Genomic DNA, 12,411 nt, shown 5'->3' with positions numbered 1-12,411 from the left:
CCGGGTCAGCCTCGGGGGTCGGGTCCGATGCCGCCGCGGTCGGTGCCGTCGTCGACCGCCTGATCGGGCGTCGGATCGGTGGGTTCGAACGACGCCGGCAGCTTCTTGAAGTGACCGTTCATCGACCGGACCAGCAGCGCCGTGCCGATCAGCAGCAGGACGATGATCACCAGCCCGATCGGCGACGCCTTGCCGAACTCCGGCCCGGTGGTGTTCTGGGCGAGGATCGCCAGTCCGACCGCGGTCGTCACGACGACCCCTCGATCCCGGCGAAGAGGTCGTTCTCGGGCAGGGACGTCCGCACCCGCGTCCGGGCGAGCTCGTACTCCTCCGTCGGCCACAGCTTGCGCTGCAACTCGGTCGGCACGGCGAAGAATCGGCCGTTGGGGTCGATCTGGGTCCGGTGCGCGCGCAGCGCGTCGTCCCGCGCGTCGAAGAAGTCGGCGCATTCCACCTGGGTGGTGACACGGCCCATGATCTCGTCGCGGTCCTTGGACCACTGGGCCAGCCAGTCGGCGAACGGGCTCTCCTCGCCGCGCGCGAGCAGCTCGTCGTGGAAGAGCTGCATGCGCTGACGGATGAAGCCGTGCGAGTAGTAGAGCTTGGACACCTCCCACGCCGGCCCGGCGTCGGGAAACTGCTCGGGATCGGCGGCGGCCTCGTACGCGGCCACCGACACCTCGTGGCAGCGGATGTGATCGGGGTGCGGGTAGCCGCCCTTCTCGTCGTACGTCGTCATCACGTGCGGACGGAACTCGCGGATCACGCGCACCAGCGCCTCGGTGGACTCCTCGAGCGGCACCAGGGCGAAGCACCCGTCCGGGAGCGGCGGCAGCGGATCGCCCTCGGGAAGACCGGAGTCGACGAACCCGAGCCACGTCTGCCGGACCCCGAGGATCCCGGCCGCGGCCGCCATCTCCTCGCGGCGCACCTCCGGGAGCCGCTCGCGCACACCCGGGATGTCCATCGCCGGGTTCAGGATGTCGCCACGCTCACCGCCGGTGAGCGTCACCACCAGGACCTCGTGCCCCTCGGCCGCGTAGCGCGCCATCGTGGCCGCACCCTTGCTGGACTCGTCGTCCGGATGCGCGTGCACTGCCATCAACCGCAGTCCGCTCACGTCAGCTCTCTTTCGCGTCTTCGTCGTCTCGTGCCCCGACAGGCGCACTCCTCGATTGTCCCACCTGCCCACCACCGGAATCGTCCGGGGCGCGGGCCGGTAGGTTCGTGGTCGATGAGCACCACGCCGCCGCCCAGCCGAGCGCTCCCCGAGGGTCGGTACCCCGAGGACCGCGGTCGCACACCGTCACGGGTGCTCGCGGTGACGTTGACCCTGCTGGTGATCGCCCTCGGCATCGGCATCGCCTACCTCGGCTACACCAAGTTCACGACGCCCGACGTCGACGGCACCCTGGTCTCCTTCGAGATCGTCTCCGACGACCGCGTGGACGTGCGCCTGTCGGTCACGCGGGACGACCCGTCCGAGCCCGCCGTCTGCATCGTCCGCTCCCGCTCGCGCGACGGCTCCGAGACCGGGCGTCGCGAGGTCCTGATCCCGGCGTCGTCGAACGGCACGGAGGACATCCGCACCGAGGTGATCACGTCCGCCCCGCCGGGGCTCGCGGACCTGTACGGATGCAGCCTGACCGTGCCGGAGTACCTCACACGCGGGTGACGACCGGACGACCGACCGGTGACGTCCTCCGGAACTCGTCGGTCCGATTCGTGGTAAGTTCGGTGTGTACACGGCTCACGGGTTGAGCCGTGTATTGCTGCATTGACGGGTCCCACCGCCACCGTCCTCGACTCACCGGGGGCGGCCGAGGGGACCGGCAGGGCCCGTCACCACCGAGCCCGCGCGACGCGCGGGCTCGCTTTTCACGTGTGGGCGGTCCTCGGCCGCCGACGCCGCACGGGCGCCGGCCGACACCGTTCGACAACGAAGGAGTGATCGAGATGAGCGAGACCCAGGTGACCTGGCTGACCCAGGAGTCGCACGACAGGCTCAAGGGCGAACTCGACCAGCTCATCGCCAACCGGCCGGTCATCGCCGCCGAGATCAACGAGCGTCGCGAGGAAGGCGACCTCAAGGAGAACGGTGGCTACCACGCGGCGCGCGAGGAGCAGGGTCAGCAGGAGGCGCGTATCCGCCAGCTGCAGGAACTGCTGAACAACGCGAAGGTCGGCGAGGCCCCCACCCGCTCCGGAGTGGCACTGCCCGGGTCCGTAGTGAAGGTGTACTACGACGGCGACGAGTCGGACACGGAGACCTTCCTCATCGCGACGCGCGAGGAAGGCGCCCGCGACGGCAAGCTCGAGGTCTACTCGCCCAACTCCCCGCTCGGCGGCGCGCTCATCGACGCCACCGTCGGCGACACCCGTGAGTACGTCCTCCCCAACGGCAAGACCATGAAGGTCACGCTCGTCAGCGCGGAGCCGTACCACAACTGAGCACCGTCATCGACCGGCCCCGCGTCCGACCGGACGCGGGGCCGTCGTCGTTCCCGGGGATCTCCCGGGCGGTCGGTCCACCCTGAGCGCACACACGGCGACCTCGTGACACACCACAAGTCGTCCGAACCGTGTAACGCCCGGTGACCGCCGGAGCGATGCGATCAGTGGAGGTGCACACGACATGAGTCTCGCCACGAAGGCATTCGCCGGGTTCGACATCGACGGCCACCACGTTCGCGTGGTCGTCACCGATCCCTCTCGCGTCGCCGACGCCGCCGCGTTCGCCCGCGCCGAACTCGACGTCGCCTGCGAGGTCTTCTCCACCGAGCGCGCCACCTCGGAGCTGCAGCGGGTCAACCGCTCCTTCGGCCGCACAGTGCGCATCAGCCCCGCCCTCGCCGATCACCTCCGCGTGGCCGTCGAGGCCGCCGAGATCACCGACGGCGACGTCGACCCCGTGCGCGACGCCTCGTTCCGCGAGCTCGAGCTGGACGGTGCCACCGTGCGCCTCCCCGGCTTCGCGACCCTCGACCTCGGCGCCACCGCCCCGGCCGTCGCCGTGGCGCGCGTCGCCGATTCCGTCGCCCGCCGCTTCGGCTGCGGTGTCCTCGTCTCCATGGCCGACCACGTCGCCGCCGCCGGCCCCGAGCCGGTGCAGGGCTGGCAGATCACGGTCGAGGACGGCGCCGAGCGTCGCACCGTCGGCCTCGCGTCCGGCACGGTGGCCGTCACCCGGGACGCCGCCGACGCCGTGCGGCGCGTGGCGGAGCGGGCGGCAGCGGCCGTGTTCGCCGCCGCCTGACCCACCCCCGCCGGCCCTATTCCTGCACGGCCACGGAGTGTCCCGCCGCCTCGAAGGCGGCGAGGACCGCCGCGCGATGGTCGGGCCCGCGGGTCTCGAGCGTCATCATCACCTCGACCTCGTCCATGGCGAGCCGACCGGCCGTGCGCGCGTGCACGACGTCGACCACGCTGGCCGCCGCGTCCCGCGCCACCCCCAGCACGCCGAGCAGACCGCCGGGACGATCCGGAATGACGATGCGCACCGTCAGGTAGCGCCCAGCGGCCCGCAGTCCGTGCGCCACCACGTGGGTGAGCAGCAGGGGGTCGATGTTCCCGCCGGACAGCACGGCCACCACCGGACCGTCGCCGGGAATCTCCGACGGGTGGTCCATCAGCGCGGCGACGGCCGCCGCCCCCGCCGCCTCGACGATGAGCTTGGCGCGTTCCATGCACAGCAGCAGGGCGCGGGAGAGTGCGTCCTCGCTGACGGTCAGCATGCGGTCGCCCAGCGCGCTGACGTGCGCGAACGGCACGTCGCCGGGCCGACCCACGGCGATGCCGTCGGCCATCGTGGACATCTTCTCGGTGGGCGTCGGCCTCCCCGCCGCGAGTGACCCCGGCCAGGCCGCGGCCTGCTCGGCCTGCACTCCCACCACCGGAACGGTCCGCTCGTCGAGCGCGACGGCGGCGGCGATGCCGGCGACCAGCCCCCCACCGCCGGTGGGGACGACGATGGCGCCCACCGACGGCATCTGCTCCAGAATCTCGCGGCCGACCGTGGCCTGCCCGGCGACGACGTCGATGTGGTCGAAGGGGTGGATGAGGATCGCACCGGTGTCGTCGGCGAACGCGCGCGCGGCCACCAACGCGTCGTCGACCGTGGTGCCCACCTGGTGGATGCGGGCACCGTAGGACTTGGTGGCCACCAGTTTCGGCAACGGCGCACCGCCGGGCATGAAGACCGTCGACTCCGCACCCAGCTCGGCCGCCGCCCACGCCACCCCCTGCGCGTGGTTGCCGGCGCTGGCGGCCACCACCCCACGGGCCCGTTCGGCGTCGGTCAGGCCGGCGATGCGGTTGTACGCCCCGCGCGGCTTGAACGATCCCGTCCGCTGCAGGTTCTCGCACTTGAGCCACACCTCACGGCCCGTGCGATCGGACAGGACACGGGAGGCCACCAGGGGTGTGCGGCGCATGACGGGGGCCAGCCGCGCGGTGGCGCGGTCGAGCCCCTCTCGGGTCAACAGTTCCATGACCCGAACTCTAGAGCCGTGGGACCCGCAGAGCCGTGAGACCTGCAGAGCCGTGAGACCTGCAGAGGCGTGAGACCTGCAGGGCCGTCAGCCCAGCGCGTTCTCCAGGTCCGCCACCAGATCCGCCGCGTCCTCGATGCCCACCGACAGGCGCACCAGATCGTCCGGCACCTCGAGCAGGGAGCCGGCCGTCGACGCGTGGGTCATCGCGCCGGGGTGCTCGATCAGCGACTCGACGCCGCCGAGCGACTCGGCCAGCGTGAACACCTCGGTCCGCTTGCACAGGTCCAGGGCCGCCTCGCGGCCGCCCGTCAGGCGCACCGACACCATGCCGCCGAAGCGGCGCATCTGCCGCGCGGCGACCGCGTGCGAGGGGTGCTCCGGCGAGCCCGGGTAGATCACCGACGCCACGGCCGGGTGCCCCGAGAGCAGGTCGACGACCCGCTCGGCGTTGTCGCTGTGCTTCTCCATGCGCAGGGCGAGCGTCTTGATGCCGCGCAGCGTCAGGAACGCGTCGAACGGTCCGGGCACGCCGCCCGCGCCGTTCTGCAGGAAGGCGAACCCGGCGTCGAGTTCCTCGTCGCCGGTGACGAGCGCTCCGCCGACCACGTCGGAGTGACCGCCGATGTACTTGGTGGTCGAGTGCAGCACGATGTCCGCACCCAGGGTCAGCGGCTGCTGCAGGTACGGCGAGGCGAAGGTGTTGTCCACCAGCAGCTTCGCGCCGGCGTCGTGCGCCACCTCGGACAGCGCGGCGATGTCGCCGACGTTCAGCAGCGGGTTGGTCGGCGTCTCGACCCAGACCAGCTTGGTGTTCGGCCGGACGGCCGCGCGCACCGCGTCGACGTCCGACACCGGCGCCACCGAGTACTCGATGTTCCACTGCGTGAACACCTTGTCGATGAGGCGGAACGTGCCGCCGTACGCGTCGTTCGGGATCACCAGGTGATCGCCCGGCCGCAGCACCGTGCGCAGCGCGCAGTCCGTCGCGGCCATCCCCGAGGAGAACGCACGCCCGTACCGGCCCTCCTCGAGCGCGGCGAGGTTGGCCTCGAGCGGTCGACGGGTGGGGTTGCCGGTCCGCGCGTACTCGAAGCCGCTGCGCATCCCGCCGACGCCGTCCTGCGCGAACGTACTCGAGGCGTAGATCGGAACGTTGACGGCGCCCGTGAGCGGATCCGGCTCGTACCCGGCGTGCACGGCGCGGGTGGCGAAGCCCTGTCCCGCACGCTCGATCGACGCGCTGCTGTCGGTCATCTCGTCTCTCCCTCGTCGTGTGTCGCTCGTGGCGTGTCGCTCGTGGCGGGTCTAGCTGCCTGCGCTGACGAACCCGAGCAGGTCGTGTCGGGTGATGACCCCGACGGGCTTGCCGTCCTCGACCACCATCACGGCGTCGGTGTCCCCGAGCTGCTTGGTGGCCGCGGTGACGGACTCGCCCGCACCGATCAACGGGAACGGGCCGCTCATGTGTTCCGAGACGGCGTCGGAGAGGGCCGCGCGGCCCTCGAACACGGCCGAGAGCAGGTCGCGTTCGCTGACGCTGCCGGCGACCTCACCGGCCATGACCGGCGGCTCCGCCCCGACGACGGGCATCTGGGAGACCCCGTACTCGCGCAGGATCTCGATGGCGTCGCGCAGCGTCTCCGACGGGTGGGTGTGCACCAGATCGGGCAGCGCGCCGGACTTGCCGCGCAGCACGTCGCCGACGGTGGGCTCGACCTTCTCTCCTTCGAGGGGGGTGCGCAGGAAGCCGTAGGAGCTCATCCACTTGTCGTTGAAGATCTTGCCGAGGTACCCGCGGCCGCCGTCGGGCAGCAGCACGACCACCAGCGCGTCGGGGCCCTCCCGCTCGGCCACCTGCAGGGCCGCCACCATGGCCATACCGCAGGATCCGCCGACCAGCAGACCTTCCTCGCGGGCGAGGCGACGGGTCATCTCGAACGAGTCGGCGTCGGAGACGGCGATGATCTCGTCGGGAATCGAGGGGTCGTACGCCGACGGCCAGAAGTCCTCGCCCACACCCTCGACCAGGTAGGGCCGGCCCGTGCCGCCGGAGTAGACCGAACCCTCGGGATCGGCGCCGATGATCTTCACCGCCCCGCCGGACATCTCCTTGAGGTAGCGCCCGGTGCCGGTGATGGTGCCGCCGGTGCCGACGCCCGCCACGAAGTGCGTGATCTTCCCGTCCGTGTCGGCCCAGATCTCCGGTCCGGTGGTCTCGTAGTGGCTCTGCGGTCCACCGGGATTGGCGTACTGGTTGGGCTTCCAGGCGCCCTCGATCTCGCGTACGAGGCGGTCGGAGACGCTGTAGTAGCTGTTCGGATCCTCCGGCGCGACGGCCGTGGGGCACACCACCACCTGGGCGCCGTACGCCCGCAGGACGTTGCGCTTGTCCTCGCCCACCTTGTCCGGGCAGACGAAGACGCACTTGTACCCGCGCTGCTGGGCGACCAGGGCGAGGCCGACACCGGTGTTGCCCGACGTCGGCTCGACGATGGTGCCGCCGGGCTTCAGCTCGCCCGCCGCCTCGGCGGCGTCGATCATCTTCACCGCGATGCGGTCCTTCGAGCTGCCGCCGGGGTTCAGGTACTCGATCTTGGCGGCCAGCAGGGCCGATCCCGGGGCCACGACGGTGTTCAGCTTCACCAGCGGGGTGTTGCCGATGAGGTCGACGACGCTGTTCGCAATGCGCATGTGGCCATCCTCCCAGACTCGGGCGCGCACCTAGAATCGGACACGTGACTGGGCAGGCGGGGCGACCGACAGGGAACGGGTTCGGGGGGTGGCGCAGCGCGGCGAAGGCCGGTGCGGCGACGGTGGTGGCCGGGTCGGGTGCGACCACGTTGTCGTGGGCGGCCTACCGCCATCTCATGGCGCAGGCCGCGGCGGCGCGGGTCGTCATCGGCCGGACCACCAGCAAGCCGCCGGAGGCCGACGGCGTCTACGCGCCCGGCGCCGAGAACCCCGAACGTCCCGGCCCCGGCGTGCCGTACGACCTGCACCTGATGATCTTCGGCGACTCCACCGCCGCCGGCATCGGATGCACCGCCGCACAGGAGGTGCCCGGCGTGCTGGTCGCCCGCGGCCTGGCCGACGAGACCGGGAAGCGGATCCGCCTGTCCACCAAGGCTATTCCCGGCGCGACGTCGAAGGGCCTGGAGGGTCAGGTCGACGCGATGCTCGTCGCGGGCACGCCGCCGGACGCCGCCGTGGTCTTCATCGGCGCCAACGACGTCACCAAGAAGCACGGGGTCGCGGCGTCGGCCGCGCGGCTCGGGACAGCGGTACGACGCCTGCGCGCCGAGGGCACCGTCGTGGTGGTGGGGACGTGCCCGGATCTGGGCGTGGTGACGGCGATCCCGCAGCCGCTCCGCAGCGTCGTCCGCACCTGGGGTCACCGCCTGGCGCGGGCTCAGACGTCGGCGACCCTTGCCGCCGGCGGTCATCCCGTCGCGCTCGCGGACCTGCTGGCCCCCGAGTTCCTGGCCGCTCCCGACCGTCTGTTCTCCGCGGACCGGTTCCATCCGTCGGCGGCCGGGTACGAGCTGGCGGCGCGGCAGATCCTGCCCGTGCTCGCCGCCGCTTTGGGAGAGTGGTCCGGTGGTCCCCTCCCGACGCTGCCGGCCAAGTCCGAGGTGGCGGAACGGCGCCGCGTGGTCTCCCGTCTCACGGCCGCGGCCAACAGGCGCGTCCCGCGGTGGGGACCACAGGTTAGTGTCGACTAACCGAATCGTGCACCACCGCTGATACGAAGGAGTCCGTTCCATGCCAGAGGCAGTGATCGTGTCCGTCGCCCGCTCCCCCATCGGACGCGCCATGAAGGGGTCGCTCAAGGACATGCGTCCCGACGACCTGGCCGCGCAGATGGTCGCCGCGGCTCTGGCGCAGGTGCCCGCCCTCGACCCCACCGAGATCGACGACCTCATCATGGGCGTGGGTCTGCCGGGCGGCGAACAGGGCTTCAACCTGGGCCGCAACGTCGCGATCCAGCTCGGCTACGACTTCCTCCCGGGCACCACCATCACGCGGTACTGCTCGTCGTCGCTGCAGACCACGCGCATGGCGCTGCACGCGATCAAGGCCGGCGAGGGCGACGTGTTCGTCTCCGCCGGAGTCGAGACGGTGTCGCGCTTCGTCAAGGGCACCTCGGACTCCCTGCCGGACACGCAGAACCCGATCTACGCCGACGCGCAGGCTCGCACCGAGAAACTGTCGCAGGGCGGCGAGACCTGGTCCGACCCCCGTGAGGACGGCCTGCTGCCCGACGCCTACATCGCGATGGGCCAGACGGCGGAGAACGTCGCGCAGATCACCGGCATCACCCGCGAGGAGCAGGACCGCTGGGGTGTGCGCAGTCAGAACCGTGCCGAGGAGGCCATCGCGCGGGGCCACTTCGAGAAGGAGATCACCCCGGTGACCCTTCCCGACGGCACCGTCGTGTCGACCGACGACGGCCCCCGCGCGGGCACCACCTACGAGAAGATCTCGGGCCTGAAGCCCGTCTTCCGTCCCGACGGCACCATCACCGCGGGCAACGCCTGTCCGCTGAACGACGGTGCGGCAGCCCTGGTGATCATGTCCGACACCAAGGCGAAGGAGCTGGGCCTGACCCCGCTCGCCCGCATCGTGTCCACCGGCGTCTCCGGCCTGTCGCCCGAGATCATGGGCCTCGGCCCCATCGAGGCGTCGAAGAAGGCACTGGCGCTCGCGGGCAAGACGATCGACGACATCGACCTGGTCGAGATCAACGAGGCCTTCGCGGTGCAGGTGATCGGCTCGGCGCGCGAGTTGAAGATCGACGAGGACAAGCTGAACGTCTCCGGTGGCGCCATCGCGCTGGGTCACCCGTTCGGCATGACGGGAGCGCGCATCACCGCGACGCTGCTCAACAACCTCCGTGCGCACGACAAGCAGTTCGGCCTCGAGACCATGTGCGTCGGCGGCGGCCAGGGCATGGCGATGGTGCTCGAGCGCCTCAGCTGACGGGCGGTCTCGCCGCCCGGCCCGGACCGGCCAGGATTGAAGGCCACCGGGACCGGGAATGGTGAGGCTCAGGTGCCCCGCTTGCACCCGGCGCCGATGCGCGAGTCGAGCCCACGGCTCGGGCATCGCCGTCGCCTCGGCTCGCGACACCGTGACTCGGTACCCGCGCCACCCGGAACGACAGCAGCCCCCGACCGCGAGGTCGGGGGCTGCTGTGCGTGTGGTGCTAGTCGTTCTGGAAGTAACTCAGCAGACGCAGGATCTCGACGTAGAGCCAGACCAGGGTGATGGTGAGGCCGAGCGCCACGCCCCAGGCGGCCTTGGCCGGAGCCTGGGCGCGGATCAGCTGGTCGGCCTGGTCGAAGTCGAGCAGGAAGCTGAACGCGGCGATGCCGATGCAGACGAGGCTGAAGACGATCGCGATCGGTCCACCGTCACGCAGGCCGAAACCACCGTCCATGAAGAACGACGCGATCAGGTTGCCGAGCATGAGGACGACGACACCGATGAGGGCGCCGACCACCATGCGGGTCAGGCGCGGCGTCACCCGGATCGCACCGGTCTTGTAGACGACGAGCATGCCGAAGAACACGCCGAACGTGCCGAGCACGGCCTGCACGATCAGTCCGCTGCCGTTGCTCACCCCGAACATCGGCCCGGTGAACAGAAGAGACAGCGCGCCGAGGAACAGTCCCTCGAACGCCGCGTAGGCCAACACGATCGCCGGGTTGTCCATCTTGCGGCCGAAGGTGGCCACCAGGACCAGGACGAACCCGATCAGTCCACCGCCGATGACGAACATCGGAGCGAGGCCGGGGTTGTTGCTGGCCAGGACGTACGACACGATCGCCGCCACCGTGAGCACGCCGAGCGTGACACCGGTCTTGGTGACGACGTCGTCGATCGTCATCGCCCGCTGCGAGTCCGAGGTGGTGTACGGCTGCGGGGCCGGCTGACCGAACTGCTGGGTGGCCGCACCGGCACCGGCGGCGGCCGAACCGAACGAGGCGTATCCGCCTCCCGCCTGCTTGGGCAGATTGCGGAACACCGGGTTGCTGGAAGTGCGCACCGAGTCTCATCCCTTTCGTGTGTGGACCGACCTCGCGCGCCGACGGCGGCGTGTCGATCTCCTGTCGATCCGTTCAACGCGCTGGCGCGGCGGGGAGTTCCCGACGCCCGGACATCGATCGGACAAAACGGACTGTACTAGGGCGCGGCCCAACGAGGCGTGCCCAAGGCGACTCGCGCGCGGGTTTCACGCCTCGACGTACCGGCAACAGGACGGACATGAGTATCGAAGACGGCGGAATCGAAGACGGCCCCGGCGACACCCTCGACCCCAGCGAGAGCCTGGACTCGGACGAGGTGCGCGGAACCGACGACGTCGACGACGTGGTGACCCCGCCCGACTCGTGGGCGGAGGCGGACAAGTTCGGCACCACCGAACGCGAGGCCCGCGAAGGCGAATCCCTCGACCAGAAGCTCGCGGAGGAAGTTCCCGACGTCCAGCCCGAGGACGCCCCCGAGATCCCCGTCGCGGCGACGCCCGACGACGACCTCACGGAGGACCTCGTCGACCGCGTCGTGGACAGCCCCGACGAGAACGATTACATCGCCGACGAGACCGACGGCGCGGACGCAGCGAATCCCGACAAGGAGGCCGAGATCGTCGACGGCGTCGTGGTGGAGAACTCGGCCACGCACCGAGGCCAGATCGACGGCACTCCCGAGGACGCCGGGTCCTTCTTCGAGTAGACCGTCACACCCGCACGCTGCGCGTGACGACGAATTTCGGGGTGCGGTCCACGATCTCCGTCGGCCCCACCGCGCGCGCCAGCACCCCGCGATGGTGCAGGTGACCGTTGTAGACGGTCCACATCTCCCCGCCCGGCCGGAGAACCCGGCCGGCGGCGGCGATCAACTTCGCGGCTCCGCCGGTGTGCAGCGCGGTGTGCTCGTGGAACGGGGGGTTGCACAGCACCACGTCGGCGCTCGCGTCGGGCACACCGGCCGCCGCGTCCTCCCGCCGCACTTCGAGGCGCACGCCGGCGAGGTTGGCCGTGGCCCGCGCGGACGCGACGGCCGCCGCGGACCGATCGCTCGCGACCACGTCGGCGTCGGGTCGAGCGCGGGCCGCGGCGATCGCGAGAAGCCCGGTGCCGCACCCGAGATCGACGATGCGCCGGGCGTCCGGCGCGATGCGGTCGACGTGGCGCAGGAGCACGCGTGTCCCCAGATCGAGTGTGCCGCCGGCGAACACCGCACCGTGCGCCACGACCGTCAGGTCCAGTTCCGGAAGCGGCGTTCGAGTGGGGAAGGTCGGCGGATCGGTCGGCATCGGACCGCGGGCGATCAGGCCCCGCGACTTCTGCGCGGCGCGCGTCGCGGTCACCTCGGTGAAGCTGCGGGCGAGGACGTCGTTCATCGACCGCGACATGTGTTTGAGCCGTCCGGCGGCGTAGAGCGCCACGTCGGGATCGGCCCACCGCGCCACGGCCTCGGCGATCTCGGTCAGTTCGCCGAGGCTGCGCGGTAGTTGCAGCAGCACCACTCCGACCCCGCGGAACAGGTCCGCGTCCAGGTGGTGACTCGTGTACACCGCGGACAGTCCCAGCCGGGCGGAGTTACGGGACAACGCCTGCTCACCCGTGATCGGATCCTGGTGCACCCGGAGCCCGGTGAGTCCGTGGGTGGTCGCCGCCCCGAGAGTCAGTGCCCCGTACCGATCTCCGACGACGGCCACCCGGTCGCCGTCCACCGCGCCCAGGGCGGCCTCGGCCTCGGCGAGGATCAGACGATCGGAGGCGTCGACCGCGGTGAGGTCGGGGGCCTCGACGTCCGGGGCTCGACGGAGAGAGGCGAGCACCGCGGGGAGGTCTGCCATGGGTCGATCCTTGCATCGGGACGCTTGAGACGACCCGTTCGGGGGCATCTCCTC

General features: G+C 71.0%; 13 protein-coding genes. 6 read left to right on the top strand and 7 right to left on the bottom strand.

Annotation, left to right across the window (positions count from 1 at the left end; genetic code table 11):
• Nucleotides 1-5 precede the first annotated feature (5 nt).
• A complete protein-coding gene (locus HQ603_RS02275) occupies nt 6-233 on the bottom strand; it encodes a hypothetical protein (protein WP_261773297.1) in 228 nt (75 codons plus the stop codon).
• Nucleotides 234-247: 14 nt separating this feature from the next.
• Nucleotides 248-1,102 (bottom strand): mycothiol conjugate amidase Mca, encoded by an 855-nt coding sequence (gene mca, locus HQ603_RS02270; protein ID WP_222683198.1) that lies wholly within the window; start codon nt 1,100-1,102, stop codon nt 248-250.
• 132 nt (nt 1,103-1,234) lie between these two features.
• On the opposite strand from mca, the gene HQ603_RS02265 reads away from it, so the two are divergent.
• The 3 genes from HQ603_RS02265 to HQ603_RS02255 all read left to right on the top strand — a co-directional run bounded on the left by HQ603_RS02265 (nt 1,235) and on the right by HQ603_RS02255 (nt 3,256).
• Entirely contained in the window at nt 1,235-1,675 is a 441-nt protein-coding gene (locus HQ603_RS02265) for a DUF4307 domain-containing protein (RefSeq protein WP_222682728.1), read from the top strand.
• A 281-nt stretch (nt 1,676-1,956) separates the two neighbouring features.
• Nucleotides 1,957-2,451, top strand: a complete 495-nt coding sequence (gene greA / locus HQ603_RS02260; RefSeq protein ID WP_222682727.1) for a transcription elongation factor GreA — start codon at nt 1,957-1,959, stop codon at nt 2,449-2,451.
• A gap of 184 nt (nt 2,452-2,635) precedes the next feature.
• Entirely contained in the window at nt 2,636-3,256 is a 621-nt protein-coding gene (locus tag HQ603_RS02255) for an FAD:protein FMN transferase (RefSeq protein WP_222682726.1), read from the top strand.
• Between the two features lie 16 nt (nt 3,257-3,272).
• Here the strand turns inward: HQ603_RS02255 and ilvA are convergent, their stop codons facing one another.
• The 3 genes from ilvA to HQ603_RS02240 all read right to left on the bottom strand — a co-directional run bounded on the left by ilvA (nt 3,273) and on the right by HQ603_RS02240 (nt 7,184).
• Nucleotides 3,273-4,490, bottom strand: coding sequence for a threonine ammonia-lyase (ilvA, locus tag HQ603_RS02250; RefSeq protein WP_222682725.1), 1,218 nt, complete (start codon nt 4,488-4,490; stop codon nt 3,273-3,275).
• Nucleotides 4,491-4,577: 87 nt separating this feature from the next.
• Complete coding sequence (locus HQ603_RS02245) at nt 4,578-5,747, bottom strand: cystathionine gamma-synthase (RefSeq protein ID WP_222682724.1); 1,170 nt, start codon at nt 5,745-5,747, stop codon at nt 4,578-4,580.
• A gap of 51 nt (nt 5,748-5,798) precedes the next feature.
• Nucleotides 5,799-7,184, bottom strand: a complete 1,386-nt coding sequence (locus HQ603_RS02240; RefSeq protein WP_222682723.1) for a cystathionine beta-synthase — start codon at nt 7,182-7,184, stop codon at nt 5,799-5,801.
• Nucleotides 7,185-7,228: 44 nt separating this feature from the next.
• On the opposite strand from HQ603_RS02240, the gene HQ603_RS02235 reads away from it, so the two are divergent.
• The gene (locus HQ603_RS02235; protein ID WP_308126313.1) at nt 7,229-8,215 is read left to right on the top strand and encodes an SGNH/GDSL hydrolase family protein; all 987 of its coding nucleotides are present in this window, start codon (nt 7,229-7,231) and stop codon (nt 8,213-8,215) included.
• A gap of 40 nt (nt 8,216-8,255) precedes the next feature.
• Nucleotides 8,256-9,473 (top strand): acetyl-CoA C-acetyltransferase, encoded by a 1,218-nt coding sequence (locus HQ603_RS02230; RefSeq protein ID WP_222682722.1) that lies wholly within the window; start codon nt 8,256-8,258, stop codon nt 9,471-9,473.
• Nucleotides 9,474-9,699: 226 nt separating this feature from the next.
• Here HQ603_RS02230 and HQ603_RS02225 read toward each other — a convergent pair whose 3' ends face one another.
• Nucleotides 9,700-10,542, bottom strand: coding sequence for a Bax inhibitor-1/YccA family protein (locus HQ603_RS02225; protein ID WP_222682721.1), 843 nt, complete (start codon nt 10,540-10,542; stop codon nt 9,700-9,702).
• Between the two features lie 218 nt (nt 10,543-10,760).
• On the opposite strand from HQ603_RS02225, the gene HQ603_RS02220 reads away from it, so the two are divergent.
• Nucleotides 10,761-11,228, top strand: a complete 468-nt coding sequence (locus tag HQ603_RS02220) for a hypothetical protein (protein ID WP_222682720.1) — start codon at nt 10,761-10,763, stop codon at nt 11,226-11,228.
• 4 nt (nt 11,229-11,232) lie between these two features.
• Here HQ603_RS02220 and HQ603_RS02215 read toward each other — a convergent pair whose 3' ends face one another.
• The gene (locus HQ603_RS02215) at nt 11,233-12,357 is read right to left on the bottom strand and encodes a class I SAM-dependent methyltransferase (protein ID WP_222682719.1); all 1,125 of its coding nucleotides are present in this window, start codon (nt 12,355-12,357) and stop codon (nt 11,233-11,235) included.
• Nucleotides 12,358-12,411 lie beyond the last annotated feature (54 nt).

Origin of the sequence: Rhodococcoides corynebacterioides, assembly GCF_019834675.1 — a bacterium.
Lineage (GTDB): Bacteria > Actinomycetota > Actinomycetes > Mycobacteriales > Mycobacteriaceae > Rhodococcoides > Rhodococcoides corynebacterioides_A.
This window is presented reverse-complemented; position numbering and strand designations above follow the sequence as displayed.